This window comes from Bacillus salacetis (assembly GCF_049177075.1).
GTDB classification, from domain to species: Bacteria; Bacillota; Bacilli; order Bacillales; family Bacillaceae_B; genus Rossellomorea; species Rossellomorea salacetis_A.
Window position 1 is genome coordinate 78,239 of record NZ_CP185377.1, and the last position, 19,538, is coordinate 97,776.

Here is a 19,538-nt window from a genome sequence, read left to right on the forward strand (position 1 = left end):
ATTCCTTATTTTGCCTCTTAATCCTTGCTGCTTCAGGAGCTGGACTTCTCTCGTTTCCCTACAGTTTTTCTGCCATTTCGCAGAAAGAAGTCGAACTTTTCTTTCAATTACTATCCCTGTTTTGACAAACTTCTAAGCTTGTCCGTTTTATAATGTCTACAATGAATAAGACCAGGGGAGAGGATAAGTATGGAAAAAGTTGAGCACAGTGTCATGGAACCGGTTGGGAAAGTCGACCTCGAACATACAAAATCAGAGTTCTCTATGGGGATGAAAACAATTCTTCAAAAAATGGAGTGGTTCTTCGTTCAGAAAGGATTTGTTCTCTTCGGTTTGGGGTTTCTTCTCGGGCGTGCCCTGATCCTGTCACACCTGACTCCATTTGCCATGCCTTTTTTCGCAGCTGTTTACATGGTGCGAAGAGATCGTGCCCCTGTGGCTTTAATGGGTCTGCTTGCAGGGTCGCTGACATTATCGATTGCTAATATTACGTATACGTTTGCCAGTACAATTTTATTCCTGATTATTTTTAGGATCACAAGGAAGTTTCAAAAGAATGAGCTCAAGGCTGTTCCTTACTTTGTATTTTTCTCGACAATAGCTGCCAGCCTCGCATTCGACTACATAACGAATGGACAGGCATTGAGTGTGTATGATGGAGCGATGGCTGGTGTGGAAGCCACCCTTTCCTTTATTCTGACATTGATTTTCATCCAAAGTGTACCGCTTTTTTCAATCAGTAAGCGCAAAAAATCACTGAAGACCGAAGAGGTGGTCAGCCTGATCATCCTGCTTGCTTCTGTTATGACAGGCACAATCGGCTGGTCGGTTTATAACCTTTCAATTGAACATATATTATCCCGTTATTTGGTATTGCTGTTTTCGTTTGTCGCCGGGGCTACTGTCGGTTCTACGGTCGGGGTCGTGACAGGATTGATTTTCAGCCTGGCAAACGTGGCAAGCTTCTATCAAATGAGTTTACTAGCGTTTTCGGGTCTTTTAGGAGGTTTGTTAAAAGAGGGGAAAAAGACAGGGGCGGCCATAGGGCTCTTGATCGCAACCTTATTGATCGGAATGTACGGGGAGAGCGATACGTCTTTGACCAAAACTCTTTATGAATCTGGCATCGCCATCCTGCTGTTATTTTTGACGCCGGCCGTCCTGACTACGAAACTCGCAAAACATATACCTGGAACGGCTGAGTATAATCAAGAGCAGCAGCAATATATCAGAAAGGTCCGTGATGTAACAGCAAGCAGAGTAGAACAATTCTCCTCCGTCTTCCAGGCATTATCGAACAGCTTTGTCAGTTTGGAGGAGCAGCTGGATCATGATGAGGCTGATGAGAGGGAATTTGACCAGTTTTTGAGCAATGTAACAGAAAAAACATGCCAGACTTGCTTCAAGAAGGAACAGTGCTGGGCAAGGAACTTTAACCATACCTACGATTTAATGAAAGATGTCATGTATGAAGTCGATCAGGGACATGTGCCGCTGAACGGAAAAGTGGGGAGGGAACTGGAAAAGCACTGTGTCCGTGCTAAGAAGGTCCAGGATGTCATTTCCCAGGAACTTACGTATTATCAAGCAAATTTAAAACTGAAAAAACAGGTGCAGGAAAGCCGGAAGCTCGTTGCGGACCAATTACTGGGTGTCTCTGAAGTTATGGGGGATTTTGCCCGGGAAATTCAAAGAGAAAGAGAGAATCATCAGCAGCAGGAGGAACAGATCCTGGAGTCCCTGCAGGAGTTCGGGATGGAAATCGAAAATGTCGAGATTTACTCACTTGATAAAGGAAGTGTGGATATTGAGATGACCCTGCCGAATGGAAATGGACACGGGGAAGGAGAAAAGCTGATTGCGCCGATGCTGTCAGATATTCTTGGAGAAAATATTATAGTTCAAAGAGAGGACCCGGCCGCTTTTCCGAGCGGACACTGTCAATTGACGTTTGGATCGGCCAAAGCGTTCGTTGTGGAAACAGGGGTGGCTCATGCAGCAAAAGGAGGAGGACTGATTTCGGGGGACAGCTATTCAATGATTGAATTGAGTGCCAGTAAATATGCGGTGGCAATCAGTGACGGAATGGGCAATGGGGAGCGTGCCCACTATGAAAGCAATGAAACGTTAAGCCTGCTGCAGAAGATTTTACAATCAGGAATAGAAGAAAAGGTAGCGATTAAAGCAGTGAACTCGATCCTTTCATTAAGGACCAATGATGAAATATTTTCGACGCTCGACTTAGCCATGATAGATTTGCAGGATGCTTCTTCAAAGTTTTTGAAAATCGGTTCCACCCCGAGCTTTATAAAAAGAGGAGATAAGGTGGTGAAAGTCGAGGCTGGGAATCTTCCAATGGGGATTTTTTATGAATTCGACGTTGACGTAGTCAGTGAACAATTAAAGGCAGGCGACCTGCTGATCATGATGAGTGATGGTGTATTTGAAGGGCCGAAACATGTAGAAAACTATGATATCTGGATGAAGAGAAAGGTAAAAGAAATAGATACAGAGGATCCGCAAGCCATGGCAGATATCATTATGGAGGAAGTGATAAGGACCAGATCGGGAGAAATAGAAGATGACATGACCATCGTTGTTTCGAAAATCAAACACAATATACCAAAGTGGAGTTCCATACCTGTTCAAAAATTCAAAAGGAAGGAGAAGATTTCCTGAAAGAGGAGTAAGTTATTTGAATTGGAAATCAAAGTAGAAAGCTAGTTTTGACAACAGTTATACGTATAAAACCCCCTCTACTCGGCGATGATGGTAACAAACTAAGTTAGAGGAGGGGAAACTGTTGAAGACAGGTACACTTCGACAAGTTCTATTAATTACGGATGGTTGCTCGAATCAAGGCGAAGATCCAGTGGCGATGGCGGCATTGGCAAAGGAACAAGGGATCACTGTAAATGTTATTGGTGTCATGGAGAATGATTCAATTGATGAGAGAGGCATGGAAGAAATTGAAGGGATTGCCATGTCAGGCGGCGGTGTAAGCCAGATTGTATACGCTCAGCAGCTCTCACAGACCGTGCAGATGGTCACGAGAAAAGCAATGACGCAAACCCTGCAGGGAGTCGTCAATAAAGAGCTGAAACAGATACTAGGCAAAAATACTTCAATGGAAGAGCTTCCGCCGGAACAGCGCGGAGAAGTGATGGAAGTGGTGGATGAACTGGGAGAGTCAGCAGACTTGGAAGTGTTGATTCTTGTCGATACATCAGCAAGCATGAAGCATAAGCTCCCTACAGTCAAAGAAGCCTTATTGGATCTGTCTTTAAGCATGAATGCTAGAATGGGCGATAATATGTTTTCTGTTTTCGTATTTCCCGGGAAAAGAAAAGATGTCGAAAAATTGCTGGACTGGACCCCTAAACTTGAATCGCTGACGAGCGTTTTCTCAAAGTTGTCTTCAGGGGGAATAACACCAACCGGGCCTGCAATCAGCGAAGCCATTTCTTCATTCAAGAAAAAACGTTCATTAAGGGGTTTGCTCTCACGTGATGATGAACAATACTTTGAAGAAACAATATAAATTTTCTTCAGGAACGAAAATCACGGGAAAATGGCATAAACAACAATATACGATAATTAAAGAACTTGGATTCGGGGCCAATGGCATCGTCTATCTTGCTCGAAACGGGGCAGATCATGTTGCGCTGAAAATGAGTGACAGCTCGATGTCGGTAACTTCGGAAGTAAATGTTTTAAAGGCTTTTGCCAAGGTCCAAGGAGCACCCCTTGGACCTTCTTTGCTTGATGTAGATGACTGGGAAATAAGAGGAAGGAAAATACCCTTTTATGTAATGGAATATATCCAGGGCCCGGACCTTCTGTCATTTGTGCAGTCCAAGGGCTTTTCCTGGACCGGCGTCCTGGTTGTCCAGCTCCTTAATGACCTTGATCGAATTCATCAGGAAGGATGGGTTTTCGGTGACTTGAAGCCCGACAATCTTATCGTGACTGGACCCCCTTATAAGATACGCTGCATAGACGTGGGCGGGACAACGATGCAGGGAAGAGCGATAAAGGAGTTCACAGAGTTCTTTGACAGGGGATACTGGCTCGGTCATTCCAGGAAAGCTGAACCCTCTTATGATTTATTCTCGGCGGCGATGATCCTTATTAACCTATCGTATCCAAAAAGGTTTAACAAGAACGGCGGCGGGGGAATAGAGCAATTAAAGAGCGCAGTAATGGCAAAGCCCGAACTGAAGAAATTCAGGGTCCCAATAATGCATGCCATTGAAGGTAAATTTGCTTCAGCTCATGAAATGCGCCAATCCATGCTGGAAACCTTATCGGTGAAAACCGCTGAGAGCCAGGGAAGCCCATCTGCTTCAAAGCCTCGAAGCAAACCTATGAAAGTAACCCGCCAGCAGCTTAAAAAGCAGAAGTCCGGTGGAGGGTTCCTTGAAACAGTTCTGGTTGTCCTGATCGTCACCCTTCTATATGTTCTTTATATCTATGGAGAGCTTTTATAGGTTTTCCTTAAATTCTGCTTCAAAGATGCTGCGGAAAGTGTATTGCGGCTTGATTATTGTTAAAATAGAAGTAAAACAGAATCAGGAAGAGGCATTATGAAGACTTATGAAAGAAAAGTTCTGAAATTCATTGAAAAGCACGATTTAATCCAAGCGGGAGACTCCATACTGGCTGCGGTGTCCGGCGGTCCGGATTCATTATCGCTTCTTCACTTCTTGAATAAATATAAAAGATTCTTGAAAGTAAAGGTTGCTGCTGTCTGTGTCGATCATATGTTCAGAGGGGAACAATCCCATGAAGAGCTTCTCTTTGTTAAAAGAGCTTGTGAAGAAATGGACATACCCTTTTTTGGTGAGAGGGTCAATGTGCAGGAGTTTTTGGATGAGCACAATGCGGGGTTACAGGAAGGTGCCCGGAACATCAGGTACAACCTCTTTGCCCGCTTGATTGAAGAAGAAGGATTTACAAAGCTTGCATTCGGGCATCATGGTGATGACCAGGTTGAAACCATTTTAATGCGGATGACCAAAGGGAGCAGCGGGATGGCGAAGAGTGGAATCCCCGTCAAGAGAGAATTTCACGAGGCCGAAATCATCCGTCCGCTTCTTTGTCTATCGAAACAGGAAATTTCAAACTACTGCTCTGAGAGCGGGTTGGATCCAAGGTTCGATCCAAGCAATGAAAAAGGTGATTATACAAGGAACAGGTTCCGCCGGGAGGTGCTGCCGTTTCTTAAGAAGGAGAATCCTTTAGTCCACCTTAAATTTCAACAATTCAGTGAAGAGACTGCTGAGGATGAAGTTTTCTTGCTTTCATTGGCTGAAGAGAAAATGGCCAAGGTCCTTACCAGGACGGAGGATGAAGCCATTGTTGATATACAAGCATTCCGGCCGATGCCTCTGCCTTTACAAAGAAGAGTGATTCATCTAATATTAAATTATCTTTACAAAGATAGGCCTTCATCATTATCATCTATACATATTCAAGATGTTTTAGCAATAATAATGAAAGACAGCCCCTCACTAAGTCTCGATCTTCCGGGAAACCTCAAAGTAATCCGTTCCTATAATCAATGTACATTTAGATTTGATGGAAGAACAGAGGGCAGCGGCGATTTTTGTTATTCATTGAACATAGGTGAGAGAATTGAATTGCCTGATCAGCGAGTATTTGATTTGCAAGAGGCTGATTTTCACCCCATTCATGCGAATTCCGTCATTTTCCAAAAAGGCAGTGTCGCCTTTCCGTTGAGGATCCGGAACAGGAAACCAGGAGATCGTATGAAAGTAAAAGGGTTGAATGGTACCAAAAAGGTAAAAGATATATTTATCGATGAAAAGATACCAGTCAGGCTCAGGGACACATGGCCGATTGTCGAAGATGATAACGGCAATATCCTCTGGATCCCCAACCTGAAAATATCTGACTTTGCCTGCAGCCAAGCAAGTGATCCAGGTAACTATGTAAGGTTAATCTTTTCAGAGCAAACATCTTCCTAGGAGGCAGACCAAGTGTTGAACAAAGATATTGAGAAAGTGCTTATTACTGAAGAAGAACTTCAAGAGAAAATCAAGAAACTGGGCGCTGAGCTTACTGAAGAGTACAAAGATCGTTTTCCTTTAGCGATCGGAGTATTAAAAGGCGCTATGCCATTTATGGGTGACCTGCTTAAACGCATGGATACATACTTGGAAATGGATTTCATGGATGTTTCCAGCTATGGTAACTCGACCGTTTCTTCTGGAGAAGTGAAAATTGTCAAAGACCTTGATACAAAAGTCGAGGGCAGAGACATTCTCATTATAGAAGATATTATCGACAGTGGATTGACTTTAAGCTATCTGGTCGAACTGTTCCGTTACCGAAAAGCTAAATCCATTAAGATTGTTACGCTTTTGGATAAGCCGTCTGGAAGAAAAGCGGATATCAAGGCAGACTATGTCGGGTTCCTTGTGCCGGATGAATTTGTTGTCGGCTATGGGCTTGATTATGCTGAAAAGTATCGTAATCTGCCATACATCGGCGTTCTGAAGCCTGAAGTGTATACTACTAACGATTAAGTATAATCTAATGTAGAATGTACTTCTGTTGGGAATAACCCTGGAGACAGCTAATTTGTTGTAATACCATGATTTTCTATGATACTATTTTATATAGCTTTTTTTACCGTGGGAGGAGGTAAGGGATGAACCGGATCTTTCGAAACACCATATTCTACTTACTAGTATTTCTCGTCATAATAGGTGTGGTGAGTTACTTTAACAACAGCAACGAGCCAACAGAAAACATTAAATATAACGAATTCCTGACTCACTTGGAAAATGGTGAGGTAGAGTCGTTTTCCATCCAGCCTGAAAGAGGAGTTTATCAGGTAAGGGGACAACTGACTGGATATAGTGAGGAACAATATTTCCTTACGAATGTATTGGGTAATGATTCAGGAGTATTGGAACGTATCAATGCAGCTGCAGCTGAAAACGGCATCGAAGTCGATGTCTTGATGGCAAAAGAAACAAGCGGCTGGGTATCTTTCTTTACCACCATCATACCGTTTGTTATCATCTTTATTCTATTCTTCTTCCTGCTGAACCAAGCGCAGGGCGGCGGAAGCCGGGTTATGAACTTCGGTAAGAGTAAAGCCAAGCTCTATAGTGAAGAGAAGAAGAAAGTCCGCTTCAAAGATGTAGCAGGAGCAGACGAAGAGAAAAATGAACTTGTCGAGGTCGTGGAATTCCTTAAGGACCCAAGGAAATTCTCTGAGGTCGGAGCGCGGATTCCTAAAGGGGTTCTTCTTGTAGGACCTCCGGGTACAGGTAAGACATTACTTGCCCGTGCTGTTGCCGGAGAAGCCGGAGTACCGTTCTTCTCCATCAGTGGTTCTGACTTCGTCGAAATGTTCGTCGGTGTCGGTGCATCACGTGTTCGTGACTTGTTTGAAAACGCAAAGAAAAACGCTCCTTGTATCATCTTCATTGATGAGATCGATGCAGTGGGACGCCAGCGTGGAGCAGGTCTTGGCGGAGGCCACGATGAACGTGAACAGACTTTGAACCAGTTACTTGTTGAAATGGATGGGTTCGGAGCAAACGAAGGTATCATCATCGTAGCTGCGACAAACCGTCCTGACATTCTGGATCCAGCCTTATTGCGTCCTGGACGCTTTGACCGTCAAATTACGGTCGACCGTCCTGATGTAAAAGGCCGTGAAGCAGTACTTAAGGTACATGCAAGAAACAAACCGCTTGATGAGTCCGTTGACTTAAAAGCAATTGCAGCAAGAACTCCTGGATTCTCCGGAGCCGATTTGGAGAACCTTCTGAATGAAGCTGCGCTTGTCGCTGCCCGTTCAGATAAAAAGAAAATCGATATGGTTGATATTGACGAAGCAACTGACCGCGTCATTGCCGGTCCTGCTAAGAAGAGCAAAGTTGTATCGCAAAAAGAACGCAAAATCGTCGCATTCCACGAAGCCGGTCATACTGTTATCGGGCTGATCCTGGATGAGGCAGATATGGTTCACAAGGTTACAATCGTACCACGCGGCCAGGCTGGCGGATATGCAGTAATGCTTCCAAAAGAAGATCGTTACTTCATGACGAAGCCCGAGTTGCTGGATAAAATCACTGGATTGCTTGGCGGACGTGTTGCTGAAGAAATTATCTTTGGTGAAGTTTCCACAGGCGCCCACAATGACTTCCAGCGTGCGACAGGCATTGCCCGCAGAATGGTTACCGAATTCGGTATGAGTGAGAAACTTGGACCGCTTCAATTCGGTTCCACACAAGGCGGCCAGGTCTTCCTTGGAAGAGACATTAACAACGAACAAAACTATTCAGATGCGATTGCATATGAGATCGATCTAGAAATCCAGCGCTTCATTAAGGAATCTTATGAAAGAGCAAGAAAGATTCTTACAGAGAACCGTGAAAAACTGGAGCTTATCGCCAAAACACTATTGGATGTGGAAACATTGGATGCTGGTCAAATCAAGCATTTGATGGATCATGGCAAACTTCCGGACCGCGGTTACGGTGAACCTGATAAAGTCTCTGACAAAAATGATGATGTGAAAGTGAACATCCAGAAGAAGGATGAAACAGAAACAACATCAAAAGAGTCAGTTGAAGGCGATAAAAAAGAATAATCGTTAAAAAAGACACCAGCCCTGCTGGTGTCTTTTTATGCATTTAAAACAAAAAGGTGATTTTTTTGCTCACCTTTAAAACATAACAGTTTGAAAGCAACAAATGGATTTCTTGTATTGATTGAAGTGGAAGGTGTGCGACCTCCTGCGGGACTAGCGGGACAGGTGAGACCCCGCAGGCGCAGCCGAGGAGGCTCAACGCCCGCCCCGCGGAGTCGTGCACCTGAAGCGAAAATCAATTAGCACTGACTAATAAAAAATCGGATGTTTTACAAAACAACAGTTTTCACCAAATGGATTCAATTGTGGTATGATGTTGGCAGAATGAAATCAATGTATTAGTGGGTGAAAAAAGTGATTTTTGTCTTGGATGTAGGGAATACCAATATAGTACTAGGGGTTTATGAAGGCGAAGAACTAAAATATCACTGGCGGATGGAAACAAATCGCCATAAAACAGAAGACGAGTATGGAATGATCGTTAAGAACCTGTTTGAACATGTCCAACTATCATTAAGCGACATTGAGGGAATCATCATCTCATCCGTAGTTCCTCCCATCATGTTCTCATTAGAAAGAATGTGTGAAAAATACTTCAACATTACACCATTGGTTGTAGGCCCTGGAATCAAAACAGGGTTGAATATAAAATATGAAAACCCTCGTGAAGTGGGGGCAGACCGTATCGTCAATGCCGTTGCAGGTATCAAGGAATACGGCGGGCCATTGATCATTGTCGACTTTGGTACGGCCACAACCTACTGCTATATAAATGAGGAGAAGCAATATATGGGCGGTGCAATCGCTCCGGGGATCGGAATATCGACTGAAGCCCTTTATTCAAAGGCTGCAAAGTTGCCAAGAATTGAAATCGGGCGCCCCGATCATATAATCGGAAAGAATACCGTATCTGCCATGCAGTCCGGTATCTTATATGGTTATGTCGGGCAGGTAGAAGGAATCGTAAAAAGGATGAAAGCGACGGGAGACAGCGATCCATTAGTCATTGCCACCGGAGGACTGGCGCAATTGATCTCCAAGGAATCCGATATCATTGATGTTGTGGATCCGTTCTTAACGTTAAAAGGCTTAAAGCTCATTTATGAGAGAAACAGCACAGTATAGGAGGATATAATATGAGCGATTATTTAGTAAGAGCATTAGCATTTGATGGACAAGTCAGGGCGTATGCAGTCAAAAGCACTGACACTATAAATGAAGCACAAAGAAGGCATGGTACATGGCCGACGGCTTCTGCGGCTATCGGGAGAACGATGAGTGCAGGTGTCATGATGGGTGCCATGTTGAAAGGTGAAGACAAATTAACGATCAAAGTAGAAGGGGACGGTCCTCTTGGTGCCATTATCGTAGACAGTGATGCAAAAGGGAATGTAAGGGGATATGTTACCAATCCGCAGGTCCACTTTGATTTGAATGAACATGGAAAGCTCGATGTCAGGAGAGCGGTAGGAACATCCGGTACATTATCTGTTGTTAAAGATATTGGTATGCGCGATCATTTTACCGGCCAGGTTCCGATTGTTTCAGGAGAGTTGGGAGAGGACTTTACTTACTACTTTGTAACCTCTGAACAGGTGCCTTCTTCCGTCGGTGTGGGAGTTCTGGTCAATCCGGATAATTCCATCCTTGCTGCGGGCGGATTCATCATTCAATTGCTGCCTGGAACCCCGGAGGAAACAATCACTCTAATTGAGAACAGGCTGCAATCAATCCCGCCAGTATCCAAGCTCATTGAAAAAGGCCTTAGCCCGGAAGAACTTCTTCACGAACTTCTTGGAAAAGATAACGTGAAGATCCTTGATAAAATGCCTGTCCAATTCGAGTGCCGTTGTTCCAAGGAGCGTTTTGGGGCTGCCATTGCAAGCTTAGGTGCAGATGAAATCCAGGAAATGATTGATGAGGATGAGGGCGCTCAAACACAGTGCCATTTCTGTAATGAAACGTATCATTATTCAGTGGAAGAATTGAACGAACTGAAGAATGAAGGAGAAAATCTGCAGTAAACATCTAAGGGGATGGGTGCAAAGGTGAAATTGAAGAGATCGGTTTTAATTGCATTGATATTCATTCTGATCGCAGCCAATGCGGTAACGCTCCTGTTTTATTTTACAAAAGGAGAATCGGGCTCGGTTACATCAAAACTGGCAGGGACCGAAACAGCTGCCACGGTAGGCGGGGAAACGATCAGCCGTGAATCATGGATGTTTGAGATGGAGCAGCGGTATGGAAAAGAAGTCCTTCGGGAACTGATTAATCAAAATGTAATGGATCAGCTTGCAGAGAAGTATGATATTAAGGTGACTGAAGAAGAGCTTGATAAGGAAATAACATTAATCAAGAGTGTATATAACAGCTACGATAAAGACTTGTTGGCTGATGAGGAAATATTGAGGGATAGAGTAAGGACCGAACTCCTTCTGGAGAAAGTCCTCACAAAGGATGTTAATATACCCTCTGAGGATATAGAGAGATACTACAAGGAAAACCAAGACCAATACACAATACCAGAGATGTATAATCTCTCGCAAATCGTTGCTTCAACTAAGGAAGAAGCAGATCAAATAGCAAATGAAATAGAAGATGGGTCAGGCTTTCAGGCTTTGGCAATGGAGCGTTCCATCGATGATATCTCAGCTGTCCAAGGCGGAAATATCGGATATATTCCAGCAGTCTCGCATATATTAGCAGGGGAAGCCGGCAAATCCATTCAATCCTTGGATAAAGGCGAGGTATCAGATGTCATCGAATTGGAAGGGAACTATTACATATTCCAGTTGAATGATATGCTCGAAGCCCATGATTACTCCCTGGAAGATGTGAAAGACCAAATCCGTCGCAGACTTGCAATTGAACAGGTGGAAAAATCAATAAAGCCCGAAGACTTCTGGGAAGAGCTTGATGTCGATTGGTTTTATGAAGGAAGCCTTTAAATCTATTACCCAAAAAGAAGTCAGGTTATTGCCGGCTTCTTTTTTGAAAGTTGATAACCAGCAGAAACTTGCTAAGTCAGTATTAGCTGGTCAATCCAATTAATTGACACTTTGACAGAAAATTGATAATTTTAACTAAAACCCAATCGAATTACTTGGGATTAGGAGGGGTACCATGGCAAGAATAGCAAACTCCATCACAGATTTAGTAGGACAAACGCCAATTGTAAAATTGAATCGCCTCGTGGATGAGAATAGTGCAGATGTTTACTTGAAATTAGAATACATGAACCCTGGGAGCAGTGTTAAAGATAGAATCGCCCTTGCGATGATCGAAGCTGCTGAAGAATCCGGGAATTTAACATCGGGTGATACGATCGTTGAACCGACAAGCGGGAACACGGGGATCGGGCTTGCGATGGTTGCTGCCGCAAAAGGTTATAAAGCGGTACTCGTTATGCCGGATACAATGAGTATGGAAAGAAGGAATCTTCTCCGTGCTTACGGGGCTGAATTGGTTCTTACACCTGGTTCTGAAGGAATGGGCGGTGCCATCCGTAAAGCGGAAGAGCTCGCCAAACAAAAAGGCTATTTCATGCCTCAGCAGTTTAAAAATGAAGCCAACCCTGAAGTCCACCGAAGAACGACAGGAAAGGAAATCGTTGAGCAGATGGACAGTTTGGATGCCTTCATTTCTGGTATCGGTACTGGAGGCACCATTACAGGCGCAGGCCAGGTGCTGAAGGAAAATTTCCCGAATGTAAAAATCTATGCTGTCGAGCCGGCTGATTCCCCTGTGTTATCAGGCGGAAGCCCGGGACCTCACAAAATTCAGGGAATCGGTGCAGGCTTTGTTCCTGACACTTTGAACACGAATGTTTATGATGAAGTCATCACCGTCCAAAATGAGGAAGCATTTGACTTTGCCCGCCGCGCTGCTAAAGAAGAAGGAATCCTCGGAGGAATTTCTTCAGGTGCTGCCATCAGTGCCGCATTGAAAGTCGCCAAACAATTAGGCAAAGGAAAGAAAGTCTTGGCCGTCATTCCAAGTAACGGTGAAAGATATCTAAGCACGCCTCTATACCAATTTGAAGACTAATCATGAAGGACCAGGAATCTCCCTGGTCCTTTTTTGATGGCCGATTTTCAACAAATACCATAAGGCACAGCAATGATTTTGACTATGAAACAACACTGTTGTTCATGTATGATGTAGGGAGAGAAAAACTAGGAGAGTGAACCATCCGTGAAGACCAAACAACTTCATTATGAAAAAATACGTTCCTCGAAAGAAGATTTTTTTCATGCCTATGAAATGCTGACGGCAGAAATCAGTCATCATATCCTTCTGGAAAGCGGCCGGGGCGGAAAATACAGCATTGCCGGGTTCGACCCGGTATCCATAATAGATGCAAAGGATAATCGAGTGGAGATACACGAAAACGGCAAATTCGACACCGTTAATGGAGATCCTCTTGATGTTTTGTACAGTCTTCTTCAAAAGAGGCATAGAGATAGAGACCCGCTGCTGCCTGATTTCCAAGGAGGGGCCATGGGGTTCATCAGCTATGATTATGCACGTCAAATTGAAAAGTTGGAAACCAGGGCGAAGGATGATCTCAAACTACCTGACCTTTATTATATGATATTTAACCAGTGGGCTGTGTACGACCATGAAACAGAAGAGATCTGGTTGATGGCGGATGATGAACGAGCCGAAACTTTTGAATCTTATTGCGTATCATGGAAAGAAGCCTTGAAACAGCCGCTTCCGATTAAAGAACAAGTTCTTGAAGCTGCGGGTTCAGTTGATCGATCAGTTGCCATGAGAGAAGAAGAATTCATCTTGGCTGTGGAGAAAATCCAGCAGTATATAAGAGAAGGTGACGTCTTCCAGGTCAATCTATCGGTAAGGCAGTCACAGAAATTGGCGGCTTCCCCTTATGCCATATACAAAAAGCTCAGGGAATTGAATCCGTCTCCTTATATGAGCTACGTCCATACACCTGATTTTCAAATTGCATCAGGATCTCCTGAACTTCTTGTGAAAAAGAAAGGGAGCGAGGTCAGTACCAGACCTATAGCTGGAACCCGGTCGCGCGGCGGAAACGAAGTCGAAGACCAACAACTTGCGGATGAACTGATCCATAATGAGAAGGAGCGGGCAGAGCATGTCATGCTGGTGGATCTTGAGCGGAATGACCTTGGGCGGGTTTGTCAGTATGGAACTGTAGAAGTGAATGAATTTATGGTCATTGAGAAGTATTCACACGTAATGCATATCGTCTCCAATGTTAGAGGAATGATCGCTAATAACAAGAATGGCAAAGACTTAATCCGGTCCGTCTTCCCAGGCGGAACCATTACAGGCGCTCCCAAGGTCAGGACGATGGAAATCATCGAAGAACTGGAGCCGGTGAGAAGAGGGATTTATACAGGCTCGATTGGGTGGATTGGCTTCAATGGAGATATGGAACTGAACATCGTCATCCGGACACTGTTTGCCAAGGATGGACAGGCTTATATTCAGGCTGGAGCGGGAGTCGTCATTGATTCCAATCCAAAGCACGAATACAAAGAGTCGTTGAAAAAGGCAAAAGCTGTTTGGAGAGCAAAAGAACTGGCAGAGGGTGCAGACAAATGATTTTAATGATTGATAACTTTGATTCTTTTACCTATAACATCGTTCAATATTTAGGGGAGCTGGGCGAAGAGATTGTCGTCAAACGAAACAATGAAATCAACATTGCCGAAATTGAATTGCTGGCACCGGATTATTTGATGATATCCCCGGGGCCATGCACGCCGAATGAAGCTGGGATCAGCCTGGAAGCAATCGAATATTTTGCCGGGAAGATCCCGATATTCGGAGTCTGCCTGGGGCATCAGGCCATTGCCCAGGTGTTTGGAGGACAAGTAGTAAAGGCTGAAAAGCTGATGCATGGGAAAACATCACCCGTCACTCATGATGGGAATACTACCTTTAAGGGCATCTCGAATCCTTTTCAAGCAGGGCGTTATCACTCATTGATTGTAAAGAGAGAGACGCTGCCTGATTGCCTGGAGATTACAGCTGAAACTGAAGATAAGGAAATTATGGCTATCCGGCATAAGCACCTTCCTATTGAGGGAGTCCAGTTCCATCCGGAATCCATAATCACTGAAGAAGGAAAGCAGCTCCTGGCCAACTTCCTTACTACCTACAAGAAATCAGCAATACCCGTTTAGGAGGCTGAATAGGTGTATTTATTTTTTAATGGAGAAATACTGCCTAAAGAAGAAGCGAAAATTTCTCCCTTTGATCATGGATTTTTATACGGTATGGGTCTTTTTGAAACAATGAGGACTTACAATGGCCACCCTTTTTTGTTGGACGATCATTTAGTTCGTCTGCAGAGTGGATTGAATATGTTGAATATCAAGCTGGATCTGAAGGCATTGGATATTCCGGATGTGATTGCTTCCCTTTCTGAGAAGAATGGATTGCCGGACTCCTATCTGCGCTTGAATATCTCAGCAGGCGATGGAGAAATAGGCTTGAGGACAGCCCCGTATGAAAAGCCGAACATCCTCCTGTTTCAAAAGGAGCTTCCCCCGTTAATGCCGCTGCGGGAAAAGGAGGCAGTCTTGCTGAACCTGAAAAGGAATACACCTGAAACTTCCTTGAGGCTCAAATCCCATCACTACTTCAATAACATTGCGGCAAAAAGAGAAATTGGGGACGACCCCGGAAAAGAAGGGTTGTTTTTAACAGAGAACGGCTATCTGGCAGAAGGCGTTACGTCAAACATCTTCTGGGTCAAGGAAGGGACGCTTTATACACCTTCCCTGGAGACAGGGATATTGAATGGAATTACCAGGGAGTATATCATTGAGGTAGCCCAAAAAATCGGAATCACCTGGGAGGCAGGGTTATATCGGACAGAAGATCTTCTTCATTCCAGTGAGGCCTTCTTTACGAATTCCGTCCAGGAAATTATTCCGATTCATTCTTTTGCAGGACAAGCTTTTCCTGGTAAAGAGGGAGAAATAACAAAAGCTTTATATACTCATTATGAACGTGACGCAGGCGTGTTACTTACAAAAAATGAACTACATGGGAGCTGATGAACATGACTTCAGTGATTAAAGCCGGCCCTTATCAGCTTGAATATCAGAAACAAACACTCATTATGGGAATTTTGAATGTGACTCCGGACTCTTTTTCTGACGGCGGAAAATACAACGCCCTGGAGCAAGCGGTTCAACGTGCGAAGGAGATGGCAGCGGAAGGGGCTGACATTATTGATGTCGGCGGTGAGTCGACACGGCCGGGCCATGCTCCGGTGTCCGAAGAAGATGAAATCCAGAGGGTCTGTCCTATTATCGAGGCGATTTCAAGAGAAGTGGATGTACCGATTTCCATTGATACCTATAAAGCCGGAACAGCCCGAAAAGCATTGGAAGCAGGTGCCCATATTATCAACGATGTCTGGGGAGCTAAGAAAGAGCCTGAAATTGCGAGAGTTGCGGCAGAGTTCAATGCACCGATCATCCTGATGCATAACCGGGATAATATGGATTACAGCGATTTTGTCGCTGACGCTCTGAAAGATGTACAGGAAAGTGTGGACATTGCATTGAAAGCGGGTGTGCCAAAAGAGAACATCATCCTGGATCCGGGAATCGGGTTTGCGAAAGACCTGAAACTCAACCTTGAAATGATGAGGAATCTTGACCGCCTTGTAGAAATGGGCTATCCGGTCCTTCTGGCCACATCGAGAAAACGCATGATCGGTACCATTCTTGACCTCCCGGTTGAGGAGCGTATGGAAGGAACAGGGGCGACCGTTTGTTTTGGTATCCAGAAGGGCTGCCAGTTGGTCCGTGTTCACGATGTTAAAGAAATGAAACGGATGGCTGTCATGATGGACGCTATGCTGGGGAAGGGTGAATATGGTGGATAAAATCAAGGTAAAAGATATGGAGTTTTACGGCTACCATGGGGTTTTCCCTGAAGAAACCAAACTGGGGCAGAGGTTCCGTGTCAGTTTATCGCTTGAAGTCGATCTTTCTCAAGCGGGGAAAAGCGACGACCTCCAGGACTCTGTCAATTACGGGGAAGTATACTCCCTATGTAAAGAAATTGTGGAGGGCGAACCATATAAACTGCTGGAAGCATTGGCGGAAAAACTGGCAGAGCGGATCCTCCATGATTTCTCGAAAGTCGAAAATTGTACAGTCGAGGTCATCAAACCTGATCCACCGATTCCAGGACATTATCGTTCAGTATCGGTTGAAATCACCAGGGGGCGCTGATATGGAATCAATCGCATACCTATCGCTGGGTTCCAACGTGGGAGACAGGGAACAATACTTGAAAAATGCCATAAAACTGCTGAATCAACACCATGAAATAGAAGTGACAAGGATTTCCTCCATTTATGAAACCGATCCGGTAGGATTCACGGAACAGGGTCAATTCTTGAATTTAGTGCTGGAGATTAAAACATCTTTACCGGCTGAAATCCTCCTATGCCAATGCCTTCAGGTGGAAAAGGACTTGGGGCGGGAGCGGGAATTCCGGTGGGGGCCGAGAACAATTGACCTTGACATTTTACTCTATAATCATGAAAATATTGAAACAGAAGAACTGATTGTTCCTCATCCTCGGATGCATGAACGCGCATTTGTGCTTGTGCCTCTCGCGGAACTGTCCCAGACACTTAAACATCCTAAGTACAATACCCCTATGAGTGCTCTTCTAGACGAAATACCTGATAAAGAAGGAGTTCGGTTATGGAAACAGATAAGTGGGGAAGACGTATACGTGCATTTAGAAAGCTGAAAGGGTTGACGCAGGAGGGACTGGCCAGAAAGCTTGGCATTTCCGTTTCCATCCTTGGTGAAATCGAGAGAGGCAGCCGTCTGCCGACAGAAGATTTCCTGGAGGAAGTAGCAGAAATCCTGGGGATTCACCGTGAAGATCTTGAACCATCGGATGGTCAATAAAATTATTGTGTTAAAAGAGAGAACTAATCATGGCAGATTTACCTGAAGGGGACTGAAAGCATATTTGCTGTCAGTCCTTTTTTTAAGATAAGAAGAGGGATTAGAGTTTTCATAAGCAAAAATCAACCTTTTTCAATTAAAAAGACCTTTAGGGGTGTTCGAATTACATATATTGTGTAAAATAGTAGGGTATAAAATCATATAAGCTAATTTAAAAAGGCTCTTCTCGTAAACATGTGTAGAAAGATCCTTTTAGAATAAAGCAGCTTTATCTAAAACTAGCAGATAGAACAGGAGTGAAAGTAATGAGTCACGAAGAAATTAATGACCAGCTGCGGGTGAGACGTGAAAAGATGGAGAACCTTCGTCAAAAAGGGTTGGATCCATTCGGTAAACGTTTTGATCGTTCACATACTTCAGAAGAAATCAAAGAACAATATGATTCTTTCACTAAGGAAGAATTGGAAGAGAAAGAAGAGTCCGTTACAATTGCCGGAAGAATCATGACGAAAAGAGGAAAAGGAAAAGCGGGCTTTGCCCACGTCCAGGACCTTGCCGGCCAAATTCAGATATATGTCCGTAAAGATGCTGTTGGTGACGAAGAATATGAAATCTTCAACACCGCTGATCTTGGCGACTTGATTGGTATCACGGGAACGGTTTTCAAAACAAAAGTAGGGGAGCTTTCCATCAAAGCAAAGGAATTCATCCTTCTTACAAAGTCTTTAAGACCTCTCCCGGAAAAATTCCATGGACTGAAAGATGTCGAGCAGCGTTACCGCCAAAGATACCTGGATTTGATCACAAGCCAGGAAAGCAAACAGACGTTCATTGCCCGAAGCAAGATCATCCAATCCATGAGAAGATACTTGGATAACAACGGATACCTTGAAGTGGAAACGCCAATGATGCATGCAATTGCCGGCGGAGCATCCGCGCGTCCATTCATCACCCACCATAATGCACTTGATATGCAGCTGTACATGCGTATCGCAATCGAGCTTCACCTGAAGAGGCTGATTGTCGGAGGTATGGAGAAGGTCTATGAAATTGGACGAGTATTCCGTAATGAGGGTGTGTCGACTCGTCACAATCCTGAATTCACAATGATAGAGCTGTACGAAGCATATGCTGACTACCGTGATATCATGGCGCTTACTGAAAATCTGATTGCTCATATTGCGAAAGAAGTATTCGGTTCTGCCACTGTCCAGTACGGGGAATACGAAGTAAACCTTGAACCAGAGTGGACACGTCTTCACATGGTGGATGCCGTCAAAGAACATACAGGGGCCGATTTCTGGAAGGAAATGAGCGATGAAGAAGCCCATGCTCTTGCGAAGGAACATGGAATCGAAGTGAAGCCTAGTATGCAGTACGGTCACATCCTGAATGAATTCTTCGAGCAAAAGGTTGAAGATAAATTGATTCAGCCAACCTTCATCTATGGCCATCCGGTGGAGATCTCTCCGCTAGCAAAGAAGAATGATGAAGATGGGCGCTTCACGGACCGTTTCGAACTATTTATTGTCGGCCGTGAACATGCGAATGCTTTTACTGAGTTAAACGACCCTATCGATCAGAGAGAAAGATTCGAAGCTCAGTTGAAAGAAAGAGAAGAAGGAAACGATGAAGCACATATGATGGATGATGACTTCATTGAAGCGCTGGAATATGGAATGCCTCCAACAGGAGGACTGGGAATTGGTATCGACCGTCTGGTGATGCTCCTTACAAATTCACCATCCATCCGGGACGTTCTGTTATTCCCATTAATGCGTCACCGTGACTAATAGTTAGCTCTGGCTGTCATCAGCCAGAGCTTTTTTTATTTTATTTTAAAAAAGTATTGCATGCCCTTCGAATAGGTGGTATATTATTATCTGTTGCCGCGAAACACGGCGGCCAACACAAAAAAACATTTTAAAAAAGTTGTTGACTCGGCTTTTGAAAGATGTTAA

18 protein-coding genes are annotated in these 19,538 nt (G+C 44.2%); all 18 read left to right on the forward strand.

What is annotated here, in order from left to right; all coding sequences use genetic code 11:
• The first annotated feature begins 189 nt into the window (after positions 1-189).
• The 18 genes from spoIIE to lysS all read left to right on the forward strand — a co-directional run bounded on the left by spoIIE (position 190) and on the right by lysS (position 19,370).
• Positions 190-2,679, forward strand: a complete 2,490-nt coding sequence (gene spoIIE / locus ACOJQI_RS00410) for a stage II sporulation protein E (protein WP_421382565.1) — start codon at positions 190-192, stop codon at positions 2,677-2,679.
• Positions 2,680-2,803: 124 nt separating this feature from the next.
• Entirely contained in the window at positions 2,804-3,541 is a 738-nt protein-coding gene (locus ACOJQI_RS00415; RefSeq protein WP_421382567.1) for a VWA domain-containing protein, read from the forward strand.
• Positions 3,510-4,490, forward strand: a complete 981-nt coding sequence (locus tag ACOJQI_RS00420) for a protein kinase domain-containing protein (RefSeq protein WP_421382569.1) — start codon at positions 3,510-3,512, stop codon at positions 4,488-4,490. Before ACOJQI_RS00415 ends, ACOJQI_RS00420 begins: the two co-directional genes overlap by 32 nt.
• Positions 4,491-4,586: 96 nt before the next feature.
• Positions 4,587-5,990, forward strand: a complete 1,404-nt coding sequence (gene tilS / locus ACOJQI_RS00425) for a tRNA lysidine(34) synthetase TilS (protein ID WP_421382571.1) — start codon at positions 4,587-4,589, stop codon at positions 5,988-5,990.
• 12 nt (positions 5,991-6,002) lie between these two features.
• Positions 6,003-6,551, forward strand: a complete 549-nt coding sequence (hpt, locus tag ACOJQI_RS00430) for a hypoxanthine phosphoribosyltransferase (RefSeq protein ID WP_421382573.1) — start codon at positions 6,003-6,005, stop codon at positions 6,549-6,551.
• Positions 6,552-6,676: 125 nt separating this feature from the next.
• Positions 6,677-8,635 (forward strand): ATP-dependent zinc metalloprotease FtsH, encoded by a 1,959-nt coding sequence (ftsH, locus tag ACOJQI_RS00435; protein WP_421382575.1) that lies wholly within the window; start codon positions 6,677-6,679, stop codon positions 8,633-8,635.
• 354 nt (positions 8,636-8,989) lie between these two features.
• Positions 8,990-9,760: a type III pantothenate kinase gene (locus tag ACOJQI_RS00440; RefSeq protein WP_421382577.1), complete on the forward strand. Its 771-nt coding sequence runs from the start codon at positions 8,990-8,992 to the stop codon at positions 9,758-9,760.
• 11 nt (positions 9,761-9,771) lie between these two features.
• Positions 9,772-10,659 carry an Hsp33 family molecular chaperone HslO gene (gene hslO, locus ACOJQI_RS00445; RefSeq protein ID WP_421382579.1) on the forward strand — a complete coding sequence of 296 codons (888 nt, stop codon included), beginning with the start codon at positions 9,772-9,774 and terminating at the stop codon, positions 10,657-10,659.
• A gap of 24 nt (positions 10,660-10,683) precedes the next feature.
• On the forward strand, positions 10,684-11,586 hold the full coding sequence (locus ACOJQI_RS00450; protein WP_421382581.1) for a peptidyl-prolyl cis-trans isomerase: 903 nt from the start codon (positions 10,684-10,686) through the stop codon (positions 11,584-11,586).
• A 175-nt stretch (positions 11,587-11,761) separates the two neighbouring features.
• Positions 11,762-12,685, forward strand: a complete 924-nt coding sequence (gene cysK, locus ACOJQI_RS00455) for a cysteine synthase A (protein WP_421382583.1) — start codon at positions 11,762-11,764, stop codon at positions 12,683-12,685.
• A gap of 147 nt (positions 12,686-12,832) precedes the next feature.
• Positions 12,833-14,230: an anthranilate synthase component I family protein gene (locus ACOJQI_RS00460; RefSeq protein WP_421382585.1), complete on the forward strand. Its 1,398-nt coding sequence runs from the start codon at positions 12,833-12,835 to the stop codon at positions 14,228-14,230.
• Positions 14,227-14,814 carry an aminodeoxychorismate/anthranilate synthase component II gene (pabA, locus tag ACOJQI_RS00465; protein WP_421382587.1) on the forward strand — a complete coding sequence of 196 codons (588 nt, stop codon included), beginning with the start codon at positions 14,227-14,229 and terminating at the stop codon, positions 14,812-14,814. The genes ACOJQI_RS00460 and pabA overlap by 4 nt, the downstream gene beginning before the upstream one ends.
• A 12-nt stretch (positions 14,815-14,826) precedes the next feature.
• The gene (gene pabC / locus ACOJQI_RS00470) at positions 14,827-15,693 is read left to right on the forward strand and encodes an aminodeoxychorismate lyase (RefSeq protein ID WP_421382589.1); all 867 of its coding nucleotides are present in this window, start codon (positions 14,827-14,829) and stop codon (positions 15,691-15,693) included.
• A gap of 5 nt (positions 15,694-15,698) precedes the next feature.
• On the forward strand, positions 15,699-16,532 hold the full coding sequence (gene folP, locus ACOJQI_RS00475) for a dihydropteroate synthase (RefSeq protein WP_421382591.1): 834 nt from the start codon (positions 15,699-15,701) through the stop codon (positions 16,530-16,532).
• Entirely contained in the window at positions 16,525-16,884 is a 360-nt protein-coding gene (gene folB, locus ACOJQI_RS00480; RefSeq protein ID WP_421385361.1) for a dihydroneopterin aldolase, read from the forward strand. Before folP ends, folB begins: the two co-directional genes overlap by 8 nt.
• A gap of 1 nt (position 16,885) precedes the next feature.
• Positions 16,886-17,413 carry a 2-amino-4-hydroxy-6-hydroxymethyldihydropteridine diphosphokinase gene (folK, locus tag ACOJQI_RS00485; RefSeq protein WP_421382593.1) on the forward strand — a complete coding sequence of 176 codons (528 nt, stop codon included), beginning with the start codon at positions 16,886-16,888 and terminating at the stop codon, positions 17,411-17,413.
• Positions 17,365-17,577 (forward strand): helix-turn-helix domain-containing protein, encoded by a 213-nt coding sequence (locus ACOJQI_RS00490; protein WP_421382595.1) that lies wholly within the window; start codon positions 17,365-17,367, stop codon positions 17,575-17,577. Before folK ends, ACOJQI_RS00490 begins: the two co-directional genes overlap by 49 nt.
• A gap of 296 nt (positions 17,578-17,873) precedes the next feature.
• Positions 17,874-19,370: a lysine--tRNA ligase gene (gene lysS, locus ACOJQI_RS00495; protein WP_421382597.1), complete on the forward strand. Its 1,497-nt coding sequence runs from the start codon at positions 17,874-17,876 to the stop codon at positions 19,368-19,370.
• The last annotated feature ends 168 nt before the right edge of the window (positions 19,371-19,538 follow it).

Excerpts from the sequence above, each read along its gene's own strand:
- spoIIE (WP_421382565.1), top strand. The coding sequence starts at position 190 with ATGGAAAAAGTTGAGCACAGTGTCATGGAACCGGTTGGGAAAGTCGAC.
- ACOJQI_RS00420 (WP_421382569.1), top strand. The coding sequence starts at position 3,510 with ATGATGAACAATACTTTGAAGAAACAATATAAATTTTCTTCAGGAACG.
- tilS (WP_421382571.1), top strand. The coding sequence starts at position 4,587 with ATGAAGACTTATGAAAGAAAAGTTCTGAAATTCATTGAAAAGCACGAT.
- ftsH (WP_421382575.1), top strand. The coding sequence starts at position 6,677 with ATGAACCGGATCTTTCGAAACACCATATTCTACTTACTAGTATTTCTC.
- hslO (WP_421382579.1), top strand. The coding sequence starts at position 9,772 with ATGAGCGATTATTTAGTAAGAGCATTAGCATTTGATGGACAAGTCAGG.
- cysK (WP_421382583.1), top strand. The coding sequence starts at position 11,762 with ATGGCAAGAATAGCAAACTCCATCACAGATTTAGTAGGACAAACGCCA.
- pabA (WP_421382587.1), top strand. The coding sequence starts at position 14,227 with ATGATTTTAATGATTGATAACTTTGATTCTTTTACCTATAACATCGTT.
- folP (WP_421382591.1), top strand. The coding sequence starts at position 15,699 with ATGACTTCAGTGATTAAAGCCGGCCCTTATCAGCTTGAATATCAGAAA.
- folK (WP_421382593.1), top strand. The coding sequence starts at position 16,886 with ATGGAATCAATCGCATACCTATCGCTGGGTTCCAACGTGGGAGACAGG.
- ACOJQI_RS00490 (WP_421382595.1), top strand. The coding sequence starts at position 17,365 with ATGGAAACAGATAAGTGGGGAAGACGTATACGTGCATTTAGAAAGCTG.